The sequence below is a fragment of the Flavobacterium terrae genome, from assembly GCF_900142035.1.
GTDB classification, from domain to species: Bacteria; Bacteroidota; Bacteroidia; order Flavobacteriales; family Flavobacteriaceae; genus Flavobacterium; species Flavobacterium terrae.
In genome coordinates this window covers 1-17,856 of record NZ_FQZI01000006.1, presented here as the reverse complement: position 1 = coordinate 17,856, position 17,856 = coordinate 1, and the positions used below count along the sequence as shown (strand labels likewise).

The following is a 17,856-nucleotide window of genomic DNA, read 5'->3' as shown; positions in this document are numbered from 1 at the left end:
AATTGAGGAGACTTTTGTTTATATAATTTGACTAACTTCTTTTTTCAAATAAGCAAGAGCAAGTGTTGTTGGTGATTCGTTTTCTAGTAAGTCACTTAAAATAACTTCGCGAAGTTTATCTGCACTCGTAATTCTGTCACTCATATTTGTTTTACGAATGGTTTGAATGATAGTGTTTTTTGCAGTTAATATGATATTCCAACATTCGTCTGAAACATAAATCTGTTGTGCTAAATTGTGTTCAAATTCTTGTTCGATATGTTCTATAATAAAAGCTTCATAATGATTTTTATCAGAAGAAAATGGTGCAACTCTAATCAGTAATTTCGACGGATGAATTCTTTCCAAAAAAATAGACATTCTCTCGTAAGCTTGAAGTTTTAAAGGAAGAGCATCTTTTTGAGTGTTTTTCATCAATAAATATCTTCTGCGCTTTTCTTCATTCTTAAAATAAGATTGAAAAAGAAAGTAAGCCACAGCTCCAGTTATTATTGAAGGTAAAGTATAAGCAACAATTTCTATTATTTTGTTAGTCTCCATTATGATGATTTGTTTGATGCAAAAATAAAATTTTTAGGATATAAACTCAGATTAAAATAAATTTCTTTCTTTGTAAGAATATCATTAATCATTAGTCTTGAATTATGTCTAAAATTATTTACTTTTTTATTTGTCTATTAACTTTTACTTCTTCGTTTTCTCAGCAAAATTATGTTTTGTTTTTGAAAGATAGTGCTACAAAAGAGCCAATTCAAAGTGCAACAATAACAGTTAAAAATTCAGGTTTTGGAACCGTTTCAAATGATGAAGGTGCTTTTCAGATTTACGCATTAAACAATGCTGAAATCACAATTTCCCATCTTCAATATAAAACAACTACGATAACTTTAGATAAAATAGCTGATAAGACTAACACAATCTTTTTAGACCTTAATACATTAGAACTTGAAGATATCATTGTGACTAAAGAGCCCATTCATGAGCTGTTGTATAAAGCAGTTGAAACTTCTAGAAATAAATTTAATAAGCCAATTGTTCTTAATACATATTATCGTGAATTTGTAAAAGTGAATGATAAATATACTCGCTTTACAGACGGTTTGATTGATTATCACATGAGTGGGTCAAAAGCTGATTTGATTGTAAATCAAAGTAGAGCCGCTAAATTAATCACTGAAGATGATGAAACGTTAGATTTGGCCTCGGGATTAGATGTTCGACATGCTACAACAAAACAGTACACATTTTACACTCTTGAAAAAATAATTTTTGATGGAAAAAATTATAAAGATTATGATTTTGAATTAAAATCTAGAATTGAAAAGTCAGGAAGTGAAGTTTATATTATCAATTTTAAGCCAAAGGAAGATTTAAAAAAGTATTTGTATAAAGGTACAGTGGTTTTTAATCCAGAATCGTATTTAATTACTGATGTAGACATTGCTTCTGATCAAACAAAATTAGAATACACTAAAGTGATAAATATACTGATTGTTAAAGCTGCATTATTGGGATTAAGAGTTAAATCAACTTACAAAATAACAGATGCTGGTAATTATGTTTTAGCATTCAGTACAAGAAAAGGAAAACTTAAAATTTGGAACAAGAAAAAATACAACGAGACACTAGAATATAAAAGTGATCTTGTGGTTACTGATTTCAAAAAGGACGATTTAAATTATAACAGAAAAGATGTTTATAATGATAGATCCCTTTACAAAAGAGGAAATAAATATTCTGATAAATTTTGGCAAAAAAATAATTCGATGGTCTTAACAGATGATGAAGCTCAAATTATTAAAAAGTTAGAATTGGAGAGTAATTCAGTAAATTAAATGATAAAGACATTCTTTTTAGAATGTCTTTTTTATACTTCATATTTATGGTTATTTTTGCAAGCAAAGGAAAAGAATATCATGCAGAAATACATAAGTCAACTTAACGAAGCACAACAGGCACCAGTATTACAAAAAGACGGGCCAATGATTGTTATTGCTGGGGCTGGTTCAGGTAAAACAAGAGTATTAACAGTACGTATTGCTAACCTTATGAGTCAGGGAGTTGATGCGTTTAATATTTTGGCACTAACATTTACCAATAAAGCAGCACGTGAAATGAAAAAGCGTATTGCGGATATTGTAGGTAATAATGAAGCCAAAAACCTTTGGATGGGAACATTCCACTCAGTTTTTGCTAAAATTCTTCGTATTGAATCTGAAAAATTAGGCTATCCTTCCAATTTTACTATTTATGATTCTCAGGATTCTGTTCGTTTAATTGGACAGATCATTAAGGAAATGCAATTAGATAAAGATATTTATAAGCCAAAACAGGTTTTAGGACGAATATCTCAGTATAAAAACAGTTTGATTACTGTTAAAGCTTATTTCAATAACCCTGAACTACAAGAGGCTGACGCGATGAGCAAAAAGCCACGTTTAGGAGAAATTTATCAAAATTATGTAGAACGTTGTTTCAAATCAGGAGCGATGGATTTTGATGATTTATTATTGAAAACCAATGAACTTTTGACACGCTTCCCAGATGTGTTAATGAAGTATCAAGATCGTTTCAGATATATTTTGGTGGATGAGTATCAAGATACAAATCATTCACAGTATTTGATTGTTCGTGCGCTTTCAGACAGATTTCAGAATATTTGCGTAGTAGGTGATGACGCTCAAAGTATTTATGCTTTCCGTGGAGCAAACATCAACAATATTTTAAATTTCCAAAAGGATTACGAGAATGTTCAAATGTACCGTTTAGAACAAAATTATCGTTCTTCAAAAAATATTGTAGAAGCAGCGAATAATGTTATTGATAATAATAAAACCAAACTCGATAAGGTAGTTTGGACAGCTAATGAAGATGGGCCTAAAATCAAAGTACATCGTAGTTTGACAGATGGTGAAGAAGGGCGTTTTGTTGCATCGACAATCTTCGAAGAAAAGATGCAAAAACAAATGCATAATAACGAGTTTGCTATTTTGTATCGTACCAATGCCCAATCCCGTGCTATGGAGGATGCATTACGTAAGCGTGACATTCCGTACCGAATTTATGGTGGTTTATCATTTTATCAACGTAAAGAGATTAAAGATGTTTTGTCTTATCTACGATTAGTTATTAATCCAAAGGATGAGGAAGCTTTAGTACGTGTAATTAATTATCCAGCAAGAGGAATTGGGGATACGACTGTCGAGAAGTTAACTGTTGCAGCAAATCATTACAAACGTTCCATTTTTGAAGTAATGGAGCATATCGATAAGATTGATTTGAAGCTTAATTCGGGAACCAAAGCTAAATTACAAGATTTTGTTACGATGATTAAGAGTTTTCAAATCATCAATGAAAATCAAGATGCTTTTTATTTGACAGACCATGTAACCAAAAAAACAGGTTTGATTCAAGAATTAAAAAAAGACGGAACTCCTGAGGGTATTGCTCGTATTGAAAATATAGAAGAATTATTGAACGGTATAAAAGATTTTACAGAAGGGCAAAAAGAAGTAGATGGAGCTCGTGGAGCCTTATCTGAATTTTTGGAAGATGTAGCTCTAGCAACCGATTTAGATAACGATACAGGTGATGATGATCGTGTAGCCTTAATGACGATTCACTTGGCAAAAGGACTGGAATTTCCAACGGTATTTATTGTGGGAATGGAAGAAGATTTGTTTCCAAGTGCCATGAGTATGAATACCCGAAGTGAATTAGAGGAAGAACGCCGATTGTTTTATGTTGCTCTTACCCGTGCAGAACATCAGGCATATTTGACTTATGCACAATCACGATATCGTTGGGGTAAATTAGTCGATAGTGAACCATCACGTTTTGTTGAAGAAATCAACGATCAATATTTAGAATATTTAACTCCAGTTGAAACCAATTATCGTTACAAGCCAAGTTTTGATGCGGATATTTTTGGAGATGTTGATAAATCCAAATTAAGGTTGGCAAAACCGGTATCTGGTACGCCTCCAAAATACATCACAGACAGTGATCCAAAACCGAATTTGAATATTCGTAAGCTAAAGCCTGTTTCTGGGAATGCTCCAAGTAATGGCAACACAAATTTATTTGACAGTAAGTTAACTGTTGGCAATATTGTTATGCACGAACGTTTTGGTAAAGGAGAAGTATTGAATCTTGAGGGTGCTGGCGCCGATAAAAAAGCAGAGATACGATTTGAAGTAGGAGGGATTAAGAAGTTATTACTTCGTTTTGCAAAGTTGGATGTGATTGGATAGATATATGAAGAAAAAGTCTTCATCTGCTTCAAAAAGAAAAAAAAAGGAAGAATTTGAATATAGAATTTTTTTAGGTTTTATATTTTTTAACTTAATCTATTTTCTTTTCTTCGAGATAAAGCTTATTGGTACTGATATAAGATATCATATATTCATTTTAGGTATTCCGATTATCTTAGGTTTTATTTTTTCTACAAAATACAACATATTTGGTGTCAGTTGGAAAGAAATGTTTCTAGAAATTAAAAAAAGAAACAATTTTTTCAGAAGTATTTATAATTTGGTTCTTTTTTTTCTTGGAAACATTGTTTTTTCATGTCTTACTTTTGGTTTTTTAGCTACTATTTTTTGGGACTCTATTAATGTATATCAATCAAGTAAAAATAGAATAGAAACATATTATTTACCAGTAGAAGAGTTTCATCTTAAAAAAGGAAAAGGAAGCAATAAAATTTATTTCAGATTTAAAAATAATCTAGAGTCTATTAAAGTTGATTACCAAACTATAAAGCCCTATCTTGATCAGCAACCAAAAGATTATAAAATTGTTTTAGTAGTACGGGAGGGTATTTGGAATCATTATGCATTAGAAAGCTGGGATTTAATAAAAGTGTAGTAAAATTTTTATTTTTCTTGTATCTTTATAATTATTTTCTGTATTTATGGCTCAATTCATTAAAATATATCCCGAAAATCCCAACGAAAAGGAAATTGCAAAAGTGATTAAAGTCCTAAAAGATGGAGGTTTAATCATTTATCCAACTGATACCGTTTATGGTTTGGGCTGTGATATTACCAACACGAAAGCTTTAGAGCGAATAGCTAAGATCAAGGGGATTAAACTTGAAAAAGCGAACTTCTCGTTTGTTTGTAGTGATTTAAGTAATATTTCAGATTATATAAAGCAAATAGATACATCGACGTTTAAAATTTTGAAAAGAGCATTGCCTGGGCCTTATACATTTATTTTACCAGGTAATAATAGTTTGCCAAAAGAATTTAAAAAGAAAACCACAGTGGGTATTCGTGTGCCTGATAATGAAATTGCTTTAGAAATAGTTCGTAAACTTGGAAATCCCATAGTTTCTTCTTCAATTCATGATGAAGATGAGGTTATTGAATATACTACCGACCCTGAATTAATTTTTGAAAAATGGCAAAACTTAGTAGATGTTGTTATTGATGGTGGTTATGGAGATAATGAGGCATCAACCATAATTGATTTGTCAGATGGAGAGCCAGTCGTGATTCGTGAAGGAAAAGGAAGTCTAGATATTTTATAAAAGATTTTTAATAAAAAAGCCTTGATAATTCAAGGCTTTTTTATTCTTATATTGAAAATTATTTACTCATATTTTTCATTTCTTTCTCAATCATATCATAGAACTGATCGATTTTAGGCATGATAATAATACGTGTTCTTCTGTTTTTAGCTCTGTTTTCAGGAGTGTCATTATCATTCAAAGGAATGAAATAACTTCTTCCTGCAGGGATTAATTGTTTTGGATTAACTCCTAAGTCGTTTTGTAATACACGCACAATTGAAGTTGATCTTTTAACAGATAAATCCCAGTTGTCTAAAAGAACTGCATTTTTGATAGGCACATTATCAGTGTGACCTTCAATCATACATTCAAAATCTGGTTTGCTGTTGATTACTTTGGCAACTTTACCTAGAACTCCTTTAGCTCTATCACTTACATCATAACTTCCTGATTTGAAAAGTAAGTTATCAGCAATCGAAATCATTACAACTCCTTTTTCTACATTAATATTGATGTCTGGATCATCAATACCAACTTCACGTTTTAAGCTTGTAACAAGTGCTAATGTTACCGAATCTTTTTTAGTTAAAGCATCTTGTAATCTAGAGATTTTTAAATCTTTTTCTCTTAAACTTTCTAAAGATTTTTCAAGATTTTGAGCACCTTTTGTAGTCAAAACTGTCATTTCTTTAGAACTGTTTATTAAATCAGAATTATTCTTTTTTAAATTTTCATTTTCGCTTTGTAAAGCAGCTAATGTTGCATTTAATCCTGATTTTTCCTCTAGACAAGAGTTTAATTTAACTGTGCAACTGTTAAGCAAATCTTGAGTTTCTTTATTTTTTGCTTCTAATTCGGCAAATTTTTTCTTTGACACACAAGACGTTGCTGTTAGTGCTAAGGCTGATAATACTAATACTGTTTTCCTCATAATTTTTGTATTTAATTTTTATAAGTCCGCAAAAACTCTACCATTCTTAATAAAATAACGATATACAATAGAGTTTATTTTATAATATTTTTCCTTTTGAACCAATGCTCTCTTTTTTAAGAACTTAGCTATATGGAAATATAAATAAAAGTGAGATTTTAGTACAGCTAAAAAATGTTTTGGTTTTCCTTGAAGTAAAAATCTAACACCAGCAATGCCATCAAATATCATTCTGATAAATAAAATAGGTGCTAGTTTGTTGGCAGGAAGATTTTTTACCATCATCCACAAGGAATTTCTAAAATTCAAAAAAGTCTTTTTAGGATTTCCGCTGTCTAAGGTAGCTCCTCCAACATGATATACTGTCGATTGGCCACAATATTTAATTATATGATTGTTATTTATTGCTCTCCAACATAAATCTATCTCTTCCTGGTGTGCAAAGAAATCGGGGTCAAATCCATTAAGATTTCTATAGACTTCTTTTCGTATAAAAAAACAAGCCCCTGATGCCCAAAAGATAGAAATTGTGTCATTATATTGACCGTTGTCTTTTTCTAAAGTATCAAAAATCCTTCCTCTGCAAAAAGGAAAAGCATACTTATCTATAAATCCTCCACCAGCACCAGCGTATTCAAAGTATTCTTTGTTTTTAAAATCTAGAATTTTTGGTTGAATGATTGCTGTCTCTGGTTCACTTTCAAAAAGAGTAGTAATTGGTTCTAACCAATTTTCAGTTACTTCAATATCAGAATTTACTAAAGCATAGATTTCTTCTTCAACAAATTGTAATGCTTCGTTATATCCTTTGGCAAAGCCAAAATTTCCTTGGTTTTGTATTATTTTAATTTGTGGAAATTCGTTTTTAACATATTCAACAGAAGAGTCTGTAGAAGCATTGTCAGCAACATATATAGTTGCTTCTGGAGAATATTTTATTATCGAGGGTAAAAATTGTTCTAGTAATTTTACACCATTCCAGTTTAGTATAACTACAGCTACTTTCAAGGTAGATTTTTTAATTGTTTATTTTGTAATTGGGTAATTCTTGAAGAAAATTATATTTTTCTTTTTCAAAATCCATTTGACAAAAATAATGGTTTAATCCATTAGTGACCATTAAATAACTTGCATTTAACACTAAATTATAACGAGCAATTTGATCAAAAGTTTGTTGAGTAATTTTGATTTCTGGTGCTTTACATTCAATTAATAAAAATATTTTACCGTTGGGCTCAAAAACTACTATGTCGTATCTTTTACTTAAATCGTTAATTTTAATTAACTTTTCGACATTTATATGCGATTTTGGGTATTTTTTTTCTTCTAATAAAAACTTCACAACATTTTGACGAACCCATTCTTCTGGAGTAAGAACTACAAATTTTTTACGGATTTCATCGAAAATAGAGATTTTATTTTCGCTATTTTTGAACCGAAAGTTGTAAGGTGGGAAATTTAGTTGTTGCATCTGGCAAAGCTATCATCAAATAAACAAATAATCAAATTTTGGACGAAGTACTTAAAATAATAAAAGACATACAAGCAGGTAATATTAAACCTATTTATTTTTTGATGGGTGAAGAGCCTTATTATATTGATAAACTTTCAGAATACATCGAGCAAAATATATTGCAAGAACACGAAAGAGACTTTAATCAAACCATACTTTATGGTCGTGATGTTTCTGTTGAGGATATTGTAGGTAACGCAAAGCGTTATCCTATGATGGCAGATAGACAAGTTGTAATTGTAAAAGAAGCTCAAGAGTTATCAAGAACCATTGATAAATTAGAATCTTATGCCGAAAACCCGCAGGATACAACCGTTTTAGTGATTTGTTATAAATATAAAACATTAGATAAACGCAAAAAGGTAACTAAGGTTTTAGAAAAGAAGGGTGTGGTTTTTGAGAGTAAAAAATTATATGAAAATCAAGTAGGTGACTGGTTAAAAAGAGTATTGCAAGGTAAGAAGCTCAATATTGAGCCAAAGGCAGTTCAAATGTTTGTTGATTTTCTTGGGAATGATTTAAGCCGAATTGCAAATGAGATTGATAAACTAGTTATTATCTTAAAACCTGGTGAAGTTATTACACCAGCAATTATTGAAGAAAATATAGGTTTTAGTAAAGATTTTAACCCTTTTGAATTAAGAAAATCTATTGGCGAAAGAGATCAATACAAATCATACTTAATTGCAAATCATTTCGCTGCTAATCCTAAAGATAATCCTATTGTTTTAACCATAGGTTTGGTTTTTAGTTTCTTTTCGCAATTGTTGCAATACCATGGTTTAAAAGATAAAAATCCACGTAATGTTGCTTCGGCGCTTAAAATCAATCCTTTTTTTGTTAAAGATTATGAATTGGCAGCTAGAAACTATCCAATGAAAAAGGTGAGTGGGATTGTTTCAACGTTAAAAGATATTGATTTGAAAAGTAAAGGAGTAGGGGCTAACTCTTTGGCTCAATCAGATTTATTAAAAGAAATGCTAGCTAAAATATTTAATTAAAAATCTAAGCATATGAATCCAACTATCAAAAACATTTTAATTGTTATTTCAGGAATTTTTGTAGGAAGCATAGTGAATATGGCAATAATTTTAATGGGGACCTCAATTATAAAATTGCCTGAAGGTATTGACCCGGCTAATGTTGATAGCTTAAAACAAGGAATGCACTTATTAGAAACTAAACATTTTATAGCTCCTTTCTTAGCTCATGCTTTAGGAAGCTTTACAGGTGCATTTGTTGTGTCTAAGTTTGCAGTATCTAAAAAAATGTTTTTAGCAATGCTAATTGGATTTTTTTTCTTGTTAGGAGGAATTTCAAATGTGTTTTCTTTTCCTGCTCCAACGTGGTTTTGCATTTTAGATTTGGCTTTAGCCTATTTACCTATGGCATATTTAGGCTTTAAACTAGCTATGCAATTTAAAAAGTAAGAGTATTACTTTTTTTAAATTGTTTTATTGACGATATTTGCACTCCAAATTTTATAAACCGATAAAACATTAAAAAATGAGTATAGGAATGAATAAAAATACTGTTTTAGGCTGGGCAACCTTAATCATGATAATAATGGGATTATTATTAATTGGATTAGGAATTTATCGTTATGCAGATGTTGCTGGATGGGGCTTTGCTGCTGTGGGTATAGGATTTCTAGCAAATGCATGGGTTTTTAATGCATTAAAAGGTAGAGTTTAAAATAATTATCATAATAAAAAAGAGAACCAATTTTGGTTCTCTTTTTTATTATACATATTCAAGAATATCTCCTGGCTGGCAATCTAGTGCTTTACAAATAGCTTCTAATGTTGAAAAGCGAATTGCTTTTGCTTTGCCTGTTTTTAAAATGGATAAATTAGACAAAGTCAAATCAACTTTTTCTGAAAGTTCATTTAATGACATTTTTCTTTTTGCCATCATTACATCTAAGTTTACAATTATTGCCATATACTAAATTGTTAAATCATTTTCTTCTCGTATTTCAATACCTTTTTTGACAATTTGAACAATTATAAAAAGGATTATTGACATAAAAATCCAAATGCTAGAACCTTCAAGTTTTAATACTTCTAATTCAGGTATTTCTACACCTTGCTTTGTCAAATGTATGCGGTATTTGTTTGCAAATGCGCAAAATAATCCAATACCAAAAGCTATAATTGATTGTAATAGAATAAATTTCTTTAATGCTTCACTGAAAGGTTGTGATAAACTTAATTTTTTATCCATAAAAATCTTTACAATCAGGTAAAACATAATACATTTTAAGACTCCTACAATGATCATTAATAGTATAATTACAAAGAAATATCCTTTATCAAAATTGTAAAGATTTGAAAAATCAGCTCCATTCCAATAACCATGAACATTATAAGATCCTTTAATAAATGTATAACTAGCATTAAAAGCAATTGCTGAAGCCTCTATGCATAGTCCAAAAAAAATAATCCATGAAAGTACATGTAGTACTTTTAAAATTTGATTTGTTCCAATTTTGATTTCCATAAAAAATATTATTTAAGATTGATAAGTCAAAAATAATAAAAATTTATTGAAAAACAATAAATATCTATTTTTTACAGATAAATATTTATTTTTTAGCGTTGTATGGTGTTTAGCATGGTTCCCAAAGTTCAATTTTATTACCATCTGCATCCATGATATGTACAAACTTTCCATAGTCGTAAGAAGTAATTTCATCCACAACAGTAACACCGTTTTCTTTTAACTTTTCTACTAATGCTTCAATGTTTTGAACAGTATAATTGATCATAAATTCTTTTTTTGAAGGAGAAAAATATTCGCTACCACTTTTAAATGGACTCCATTGTAAAGAATTTATTTGTTCAGGGTTATCAATATTCCTAGTTTTGAAGGTTGATCCCCAATCATTCGTATCAAGTCCTAAATTTTTAGTATACCATTCTCTTGTTTCTTTTGGGTTTTCAGTGAAAAAGAAAATACCACCAATACCTGTAACTTTAGGTGATAAATCGTTTGTTGATGATTTTTTTTTGTCGTTTTTCATAATTATTCTGTTAGATTGATTTTAAGTAAAAATATAAATTACGATGGTTTTAACTTTAGAATTTGAACACAATTTTTATGCTAAAAAATATATGCCGAATATGTATATTTGTGCTCAATAAAATAGTTATAATTAATTTAAGATGTCAGACGATAAGAAAGTAATATTTTCGATGTCGAAGGTAAGCAAGACTTACTCTTCAACAAACAAAACAGTTTTAAAGGATATTTATTTAAGTTTTTTCTATGGTGCTAAAATTGGTATCTTAGGTTTAAACGGTTCAGGTAAATCATCATTATTAAAAATCATTGCTGGTGTAGATAAAAACTACCAAGGAGATGTTGTTTTTGCTCCAGGTTATACTGTGGGTTATTTAGAGCAAGAGCCACAACTTGACGAAAATAAAACAGTTATTGAAATTGTTCGTGAGGGAGCAGCTGAAGCAGTTAAGTTATTAGAAGAATTTAATAAAATTAATGACGATTTTGGTCTTCCAGAAGTTTATGAAGATGCAGATAAAATGCAAAAACTAATGGATCGCCAAGCCGAGTTACAAGATAAAATCGATGCTTGTGGAGCTTGGGAATTAGATACAAAGCTAGAAATTGCTATGGATGCTTTACGTTGTCCAGATGCAGATACACCAATTAAAGTATTATCAGGAGGAGAGCGTCGTCGTGTGGCTTTATGTCGTTTGTTATTACAAGAACCAGATGTATTGTTATTAGATGAGCCTACGAACCACTTAGATGCTGAATCAGTTCATTGGTTAGAACAACATTTACAACAATATAAAGGAACTATTATTGCAGTAACTCACGACCGTTATTTCTTAGACAATGTTGCTGGTTGGATTCTTGAATTAGATAGAGGAGAAGGTATTCCATGGAAAGGAAACTATTCATCTTGGTTAGATCAAAAATCTAAGCGTATGGAGCAAGAAGAAAAAGTTGCTTCAAAACGTCGTAAAACATTAGAACGAGAGTTAGAATGGGTACGTCAAGGTGCTAAAGGTCGTCAAACAAAACAAAAAGCTCGTCTTCAAAACTATGATCGTTTATTAAATGAAGATCAAAAAGAGTTAGACGAAAAATTAGAATTATATATCCCTAATGGGCCACGTTTAGGAACGAATGTTATTGATGCTAAAAAAGTGGCAAAAGCATATGGTGATAAAATTCTATATGATGATTTGAACTTTACTTTACCTCAAGCGGGAATTGTAGGTATCATAGGTCCAAATGGAGCTGGTAAAACAACCATTTTCAAAATGATTATGGATGAATTACAACCAGACAGTGGAGAATTTACAACTGGAGAAACAGTAAAAATTGCTTACGTAGATCAAACTCATGCTAATATTGATCCTGAAAAATCTATTTGGGAGAATTTTTGTGATGGTCAGGAATTGATTATGATGGGTGGTCGTCAAGTAAATTCAAGAGCATATTTATCTCGTTTCAATTTTGGAGGAAGTGATCAAAATAAAAAAGTGAGTACATTATCAGGAGGTGAACGTAACCGTTTACACTTAGCAATGACTCTACGTGAGGAAGGTAACGTATTGTTACTGGATGAGCCTACGAATGACTTGGATATTAATACACTTCGTGCATTAGAGGAAGGTTTAGAAAATTTTGCTGGATGTGCTGTAGTAATCTCTCACGACCGTTGGTTCTTAGATAGAATTTGTACACATATTTTAGCTTTTGAAGGTGATTCTCAAGTATATTTCTTTGAAGGAGGTTTCTCTGATTATGAAGAAAATCGTAAGAAACGTTTAGGAGATGTTGCTCCAACTAAACTTAAATACAAGAAATTAGTTAGATAATAATAAAAAATGCCTCGATAAGTCGAGGCATTTTTTTGTAGATTACTTTTCAGCCATTCGCTGCATAGACAATACTTTAAACACAGAACGTCTATTGAGCTGATGAGCTGTTTCAGAACAATCTACACCGTCTTTACAGTCGTTAACTAAATTATATTCACCAAAACCTTCATGTTTTTTAATTCTATTAGGATTAATTCCTCTAGAAACCAAATATTCATAAGTAGAATTTGCTCTTCTAATACCTAATGCTTCATTATATTTAAAACTACCTCTACTATCTGTATGAGAACCAATTTCGATTTCCATACTAGGGTAGGTAACAAGCATCATTTCTGCGATTTTATCTAATTCAACAGCGGCATCGTTTCTAATATTTTGCTTGTCAAAATCGAAGTAGATATTATCAATATTCACATCGGCAAGTATATCAACATCTTGAACAGGGTCTAGTTCAAAATCAACTACAATTTCGTTTTTTCCTTTAGAATTTCTTGAATCTGCTATCTTAGATGGTTCAGGCTGATATTTCATATGGGAAGCTTCAATTGTATATGTAGTTTCTCTATCAATATTCATTTTGTATTTTCCTTTTTCATCGGTTACTAAATCTGCTATTTGAATTCCATCTTTGTCTTTTATGACAATTTTGGCATCTTTTATGGGTTGATGGTTAATAGCATCAGTTACGGTACCTCTCACTGAAAATAAAGGAATTCTATCAAAACCATAAATATCATCATCTCCCATGCCGCCTTCACGATTTGAAGAAATATAACCAGTGTCACCAGCATCGTTTAAGAAGAATGAAAAATCATCCATTGGAGAGTTGACAGGCATGCCTAGATTAATAATTTCTTGGATGTTACCATTGTCATCTAGAACTGTAGTAAATATATCCAATTGACCTAATCCTTGTAATCCATCAGATGAGAAAAACAAATTACCATCGTTATGAACAAAAGGGAACAATTCATTACCTTCAGTATTAATTTTATCACCTAAGTTTTCTGGTTTTCCGTAAGAATCTCCATTAACACTTACTTTATAAATATCTGATTTCCCTTTTCCACCGGGCATGTCTGATGCAAAATAAAGTGTTTTACCATCTGCAGATAAACTTGGATGTCCAACAGAATAATTATTGTTGTTGAAAGGAAGCTCTTTAATATCTGTCCACTTGTTGTCTTTATCGAGAGTTGCTCTATAGATTTTTAAATTATTAGTTCCATTAGCATCTTTGCCTTTTTTGCTTCCTAGATAATTGTTTCTAGTAAAAAACATTGTTTTACCATCTTTAGAAACAGTGACTTGTCCTTCATGAAATTTTGTGTTTACATCACCTTCTATTTTATTTGCTTCAGTATAATTATCTCCGTCGTGTTTTACTTGAAATAAGTCAAGAAATGGTTGTTGGTTCCAAGTGTAAGTTCTTTTTATACCCACTCCTTTGTCTCTGCTAGAAGCAAAAGTTACGACTCCATTTTTTTCATATGCACCAAAATCGCTTAATTCAGAATTAAATGGTACTGGCTTTGAAAAATATTGCTGTTTGACTTGATAAATATTAGAAATAAAATTTTCATCTTCCATTATCTTCTGAATGCGTGAATCTACAACTCCAGTTTCTTTGTATTTGTTTAACCAAATTGCAGATTCATCATATTTTTTTAATGCTCTTAATGATAGTGCATAATTTAAATAATACTCTGGATCAATATTAGGTTGAGTAACCACATCTTTATAATACAAAGAAGCATTTTCTGGATCTCGAAGCATCATATAACTATCTCCTAATCTTCTTTTTGCATAATTGGAATTATAATTATTGGCAAGCATTTCTTTGTACGTTTCTATTGCCTTTACAAATGAAAAGCTATTATACAAAGCATCTGCTTTTTTTTGTTTGCCATATTGTGCCATGACAGTAGAAACATTTCCACAAATCAAAACTGAAAGAATAATATATTTAAGTAAATTTTTCATAATTCGATCGTTTTAAGTTAGAAGTAACGAGGAGATTTGTATTTTGACTTGTCAAATTTAAAATCGAACATTAGCATAATTTCATGTGTTCCATTTGTGTAGGGTTTGATATCCGATGTTGGATAATCATAAGCATAGCCAAGTCTAAATTGTTTTGTAATTTGAAAGTCCACAAGTGCACCAACAGAATCATCAAATCTATAAGATCCACCTATCCACATTCTTTCAAAAAAGAAGAATGATAAAGTTGCATCATAAGAAGCTGGTGAACCCTTTGTAAACTTGATAAGTCCAGTAGGTCTCATTTTAACGCTTTCTCCTAAATCAAATACATAACCTGCGATTCCATAAAAATGTCTTTGTTCTAAAGCAACATAATTACCATTTTTATTATAATCATTTTGAACAAGCTTAGGAGAAGATAGTCCAACATACCATTTTGGTTGATGCAAATACAAACCAATACCTCCATTAAAAGTCCATCTATTTAATTTATCTCTAAAATAAGGATCATTATAAACATCTGGATCATTAAATAAGCGATCGTCAATTGAGTAATAACTAAAGCCTCCTTTTACACCAAATGCTAATTTAGTCTGTTCAGTTAGGCTAATTGTATAGGATAAGTCTGCATACAAGTAACTGTAATTTTCATATCCTAATTTGTCATTGATGAAAGATAAACCAACTCCAATTTTTTCATTTCTAAGAGGCGTATTGATAGAAACTGTTTGAGTTTCAGGTCCTCCTTCAAAACCTTGCCATTGACTTCTGTGTAAACCTACTATGGTTAAAGCTTCTCTACTACCTGCATATCCTGGATTTACAGATATAGTATTGTACATATATTGAGTAAATTGTGGTGTTTGTTGAGCATTACTAGTAAACACACTTAGAACTACTATGGCTGATATAATTAATTGTCTCATGATACTTAATTTTTAGTTCCTAAATAAATATAACCAGTGAATACGTCAAGTCCACTATCAACAATATCAACTATGTAATAATATGACCCCGCTGGTAAGTTGCTTGATGAAATTGCACTTTTCGCTTTTCCATCCCAATCATTTTTATAGTTAGGGTTTTCATAAACTAAAGCTCCCCATCTATTAAATATTTTAACGTTATATTTAAATCCACATTCTTCAGTTCCTCCTATAAAGAAAGTATCGTTGTACCCATCATTGTTTGGAGTAACCACTTTAGATATTTTAATGTCACTTATTGAACAAGGTAATACTATACAATCATCTTTTATTGTTAATATAACTTCAATTAAACGTGGACAAGTGCCAGTAGATATTATGTATCTGTATTTGTAAACTCCCGCAATAATTCCCATTGGATCTAGAATACTTCCAGATAATCCACCTGAATTATTTACGTCAACCCAAGTGCCTGACTGGTCAATACTTGGATCTAAGTAACTGAATAAATCAACTGGGCCACCATCAGTACAAACTGGACCTTCAACAAATATGTTTTCAAAAGGTTCGTTGATTGTTACATTGATTGTTCTTATTACTACTGTTTGATTACCACAAGCATCTGTTGCGATCCATTGTTGGTTTAGAACATAGCCATAATCAGTTTCATTAACTGGTGTGTTGTTTTCTGGTGATGCAATTACTGTTACACCTGAACATCCATCTTGAAATTGAGGCTCATCGCTAGGAATGTTTGAGCATGAAACACTAATAGAAGTTTCAAATTCTCCAATTAATGTAGGCGCGATGTTATCAAGCACCGTAATAGTTTGCGTTTGTGTAGCGGCTTGATTACCACAATTGTCTACTAATGACCAAGTTCTTGTAATGATGTGAGATCCTTGACAAGCCCCATCGGCTACCGAATCAGTATAAGTTGCTTGTAGACCAGTTGAGCAATTATCTGCTTCATCAGTTACATCACCCACTACTTGTACCGAAGCATCGTAGTTACATTGTGCGTCTGCATATATTGTAGTATTAGCAGGAGCAGTGAATGTAGGCGCAATGTTATCCAGTACTGTAATAGTTTGCGTTTGTGTAGCGGCTTGATTACCACAATTGTCTACTAATGACCAAGTTCTTGTAATAATGTGAGATCCTTGACAAGCCCCATCGGCTACCGAATCAGTATAAGTTGCTTGTAAACCAGTTGAGCAATTATCTGCTTCATCAGTTACATCACCCACTACTTGTACCGAAGCATCGTAGTTACATTGTGCGTCAGCATATATTGTAGTATTAGCAGGAGCAGTAAATGTAGGCGCAATGTTATCCAGTACTGTAATAGTTTGCGTTTGTGTAGCGGCTTGATTACCACAATTGTCTACTAATGACCAAGTTCTAGTAATGATGTGTGATCCTTGACAAGCCCCATCAGCTACCGAATCAGTATAAGTTGCTTGTAGACCAGTTGAGCAATTATCTGCTTCATCAGTTACATCACCCACCACTTGTACCGAAGCATCGTAGTTACATTGTGCGTCAGCATATATTGTAGTATTAGCAGGAGCAGTAAATGTAGGCGCAATGTTATCCAGTACTGTGATAGTTTGCGTTTGTGTAGCAGCTTGATTACCACAATTGTCTACTAAAGCCCAAGTTCTAGTAATGATGTGAGATCCTTGACAAGCCCCATCAGCTACCGAATCAGTATAAGTTGCTTGTAGACCAGTTGAGCAGTTATCTGCTTCATCAGTTACATCACCCACCACTTGTACCGAAGCATCGTAGTTACATTGTGCGTCTGCATATATTGTAGTATTAGCAGGAGCAGTGAACGTAGGCGCAATGTTATCCAGTACTGTAATAGTTTGCGTTTGTGTAGCAGCTTGATTACCACAATTGTCTACTAATGACCAAGTTCTAGTAATGATGTGTGATCCTTGACAAGCACCATCGGCTACCGAATCAGTATAAGTTGCTTGTAAACCAGTTGAGCAATTATCTGCTTCATCAGTTACATCGCCCACTACTTGTACCGAAGCATCGTAGTTACATTGTGCGTCTGCATATATTGTAGTATTAGCAGGAGCAGTGAATGTAGGCGCAATGTTATCCAG

At 31.7% G+C, this 17,856-nt stretch carries 18 protein-coding genes; 8 read left to right on the top strand and 10 right to left on the bottom strand.

The genetic code is table 11. The annotated features are described in order from the left end of the window. Positions 1-18: 18 nt before the first annotated feature. On the bottom strand, positions 19-540 hold the full coding sequence (locus tag BUC09_RS13160; protein ID WP_073312075.1) for a DUF7935 family protein: 522 nt from the start codon (positions 538-540) through the stop codon (positions 19-21). Positions 541-644: 104 nt separating this feature from the next. Here BUC09_RS13160 and BUC09_RS13155 point away from each other — a divergent pair, with 104 nt between their 5' ends. The 4 genes from BUC09_RS13155 (at position 645) to BUC09_RS13140 (ending at position 5,536) form a co-directional block, all read left to right on the top strand. Continuing rightward, on the top strand, positions 645-1,835 hold the full coding sequence (locus BUC09_RS13155; RefSeq protein WP_073312074.1) for a carboxypeptidase-like regulatory domain-containing protein: 1,191 nt from the start codon (positions 645-647) through the stop codon (positions 1,833-1,835). A gap of 81 nt (positions 1,836-1,916) precedes the next feature. Further along, a complete protein-coding gene (locus BUC09_RS13150) occupies positions 1,917-4,253 on the top strand; it encodes an ATP-dependent helicase (protein ID WP_073312073.1) in 2,337 nt (778 codons plus the stop codon). A 4-nt stretch (positions 4,254-4,257) separates the two neighbouring features. Continuing rightward, the gene (locus BUC09_RS13145) at positions 4,258-4,869 is read left to right on the top strand and encodes a hypothetical protein (RefSeq protein ID WP_073312072.1); all 612 of its coding nucleotides are present in this window, start codon (positions 4,258-4,260) and stop codon (positions 4,867-4,869) included. A 46-nt stretch (positions 4,870-4,915) separates the two neighbouring features. After that, positions 4,916-5,536, top strand: a complete 621-nt coding sequence (locus tag BUC09_RS13140) for an L-threonylcarbamoyladenylate synthase (protein WP_073312071.1) — start codon at positions 4,916-4,918, stop codon at positions 5,534-5,536. A 58-nt stretch (positions 5,537-5,594) separates the two neighbouring features. On the opposite strand, the gene BUC09_RS13135 is transcribed toward BUC09_RS13140, so the two are convergent. From BUC09_RS13135 to BUC09_RS13125, 3 genes are read right to left on the bottom strand one after another with little or no spacing between them, the layout of a single operon-like run. Further along, a complete protein-coding gene (locus BUC09_RS13135) occupies positions 5,595-6,449 on the bottom strand; it encodes an OmpA/MotB family protein (protein ID WP_073312070.1) in 855 nt (284 codons plus the stop codon). Between the two features lie 18 nt (positions 6,450-6,467). Further along, entirely contained in the window at positions 6,468-7,457 is a 990-nt protein-coding gene (locus BUC09_RS13130; RefSeq protein ID WP_073312069.1) for a glycosyltransferase family 2 protein, read from the bottom strand. A 10-nt stretch (positions 7,458-7,467) separates the two neighbouring features. Next, positions 7,468-7,920 carry a type I restriction enzyme HsdR N-terminal domain-containing protein gene (locus tag BUC09_RS13125; protein ID WP_073312068.1) on the bottom strand — a complete coding sequence of 151 codons (453 nt, stop codon included), beginning with the start codon at positions 7,918-7,920 and terminating at the stop codon, positions 7,468-7,470. A gap of 38 nt (positions 7,921-7,958) precedes the next feature. Here BUC09_RS13125 and holA point away from each other — a divergent pair, with 38 nt between their 5' ends. From holA to BUC09_RS13110, 3 genes are all read left to right on the top strand, one after another. Beyond that, a complete protein-coding gene (gene holA, locus BUC09_RS13120) occupies positions 7,959-8,963 on the top strand; it encodes a DNA polymerase III subunit delta (RefSeq protein ID WP_073312067.1) in 1,005 nt (334 codons plus the stop codon). Between the two features lie 12 nt (positions 8,964-8,975). Next, the gene (locus BUC09_RS13115; RefSeq protein ID WP_073312066.1) at positions 8,976-9,392 is read left to right on the top strand and encodes a hypothetical protein; all 417 of its coding nucleotides are present in this window, start codon (positions 8,976-8,978) and stop codon (positions 9,390-9,392) included. Positions 9,393-9,480: 88 nt separating this feature from the next. Then, positions 9,481-9,657, top strand: coding sequence for a CAL67264 family membrane protein (locus tag BUC09_RS13110; RefSeq protein ID WP_234972662.1), 177 nt, complete (start codon positions 9,481-9,483; stop codon positions 9,655-9,657). Positions 9,658-9,705: 48 nt separating this feature from the next. Here the strand turns inward: BUC09_RS13110 and BUC09_RS13105 are convergent, their stop codons facing one another. The 3 genes from BUC09_RS13105 to BUC09_RS13095 all read right to left on the bottom strand — a co-directional run bounded on the left by BUC09_RS13105 (position 9,706) and on the right by BUC09_RS13095 (position 10,987). Beyond that, entirely contained in the window at positions 9,706-9,906 is a 201-nt protein-coding gene (locus BUC09_RS13105) for a helix-turn-helix domain-containing protein (protein ID WP_073312064.1), read from the bottom strand. A gap of 3 nt (positions 9,907-9,909) precedes the next feature. Continuing rightward, positions 9,910-10,464 (bottom strand): DUF2975 domain-containing protein, encoded by a 555-nt coding sequence (locus BUC09_RS13100; protein WP_073312063.1) that lies wholly within the window; start codon positions 10,462-10,464, stop codon positions 9,910-9,912. 109 nt (positions 10,465-10,573) lie between these two features. Further along, positions 10,574-10,987 (bottom strand): VOC family protein, encoded by a 414-nt coding sequence (locus tag BUC09_RS13095; RefSeq protein WP_073312062.1) that lies wholly within the window; start codon positions 10,985-10,987, stop codon positions 10,574-10,576. A 142-nt stretch (positions 10,988-11,129) separates the two neighbouring features. On the opposite strand from BUC09_RS13095, the gene ettA reads away from it, so the two are divergent. Next, positions 11,130-12,818 (top strand): energy-dependent translational throttle protein EttA, encoded by a 1,689-nt coding sequence (ettA, locus tag BUC09_RS13090; RefSeq protein WP_073312061.1) that lies wholly within the window; start codon positions 11,130-11,132, stop codon positions 12,816-12,818. Between the two features lie 42 nt (positions 12,819-12,860). On the opposite strand, the gene BUC09_RS13085 is transcribed toward ettA, so the two are convergent. The 3 genes from BUC09_RS13085 to BUC09_RS13075 all read right to left on the bottom strand — a co-directional run. Then, positions 12,861-14,804: an OmpA family protein gene (locus tag BUC09_RS13085; RefSeq protein ID WP_073312060.1), complete on the bottom strand. Its 1,944-nt coding sequence runs from the start codon at positions 14,802-14,804 to the stop codon at positions 12,861-12,863. A gap of 17 nt (positions 14,805-14,821) precedes the next feature. Continuing rightward, a complete protein-coding gene (locus BUC09_RS13080; RefSeq protein WP_073312059.1) occupies positions 14,822-15,733 on the bottom strand; it encodes a PorP/SprF family type IX secretion system membrane protein in 912 nt (303 codons plus the stop codon). A 5-nt stretch (positions 15,734-15,738) separates the two neighbouring features. Further along, a partial coding sequence (locus BUC09_RS13075) for a T9SS type B sorting domain-containing protein (protein ID WP_143161935.1) occupies positions 15,739-17,856 on the bottom strand: 2,118 nt, incomplete at its 5' end.

Bases quoted from the DNA above. Each gene is read 5' to 3' on its own strand.
- BUC09_RS13095 (WP_073312062.1), bottom strand. From the start codon at position 10,987: ATGAAAAACGACAAAAAAAAATCATCAACAAACGATTTATCACCTAAA.
- BUC09_RS13100 (WP_073312063.1), bottom strand. From the start codon at position 10,464: ATGGAAATCAAAATTGGAACAAATCAAATTTTAAAAGTACTACATGTA.
- BUC09_RS13110 (WP_234972662.1), top strand. From the start codon at position 9,481: ATGAATAAAAATACTGTTTTAGGCTGGGCAACCTTAATCATGATAATA.
- BUC09_RS13160 (WP_073312075.1), bottom strand. From the start codon at position 540: ATGGAGACTAACAAAATAATAGAAATTGTTGCTTATACTTTACCTTCA.
- BUC09_RS13150 (WP_073312073.1), top strand. From the start codon at position 1,917: ATGCAGAAATACATAAGTCAACTTAACGAAGCACAACAGGCACCAGTA.
- BUC09_RS13140 (WP_073312071.1), top strand. From the start codon at position 4,916: ATGGCTCAATTCATTAAAATATATCCCGAAAATCCCAACGAAAAGGAA.
- BUC09_RS13145 (WP_073312072.1), top strand. From the start codon at position 4,258: ATGAAGAAAAAGTCTTCATCTGCTTCAAAAAGAAAAAAAAAGGAAGAA.
- BUC09_RS13105 (WP_073312064.1), bottom strand. From the start codon at position 9,906: ATGGCAATAATTGTAAACTTAGATGTAATGATGGCAAAAAGAAAAATG.
- BUC09_RS13125 (WP_073312068.1), bottom strand. From the start codon at position 7,920: ATGCAACAACTAAATTTCCCACCTTACAACTTTCGGTTCAAAAATAGC.
- BUC09_RS13115 (WP_073312066.1), top strand. From the start codon at position 8,976: ATGAATCCAACTATCAAAAACATTTTAATTGTTATTTCAGGAATTTTT.
- ettA (WP_073312061.1), top strand. From the start codon at position 11,130: ATGTCAGACGATAAGAAAGTAATATTTTCGATGTCGAAGGTAAGCAAG.
- BUC09_RS13135 (WP_073312070.1), bottom strand. From the start codon at position 6,449: ATGAGGAAAACAGTATTAGTATTATCAGCCTTAGCACTAACAGCAACG.
- BUC09_RS13085 (WP_073312060.1), bottom strand. From the start codon at position 14,804: ATGAAAAATTTACTTAAATATATTATTCTTTCAGTTTTGATTTGTGGA.
- BUC09_RS13080 (WP_073312059.1), bottom strand. From the start codon at position 15,733: ATGAGACAATTAATTATATCAGCCATAGTAGTTCTAAGTGTGTTTACT.
- BUC09_RS13155 (WP_073312074.1), top strand. From the start codon at position 645: ATGTCTAAAATTATTTACTTTTTTATTTGTCTATTAACTTTTACTTCT.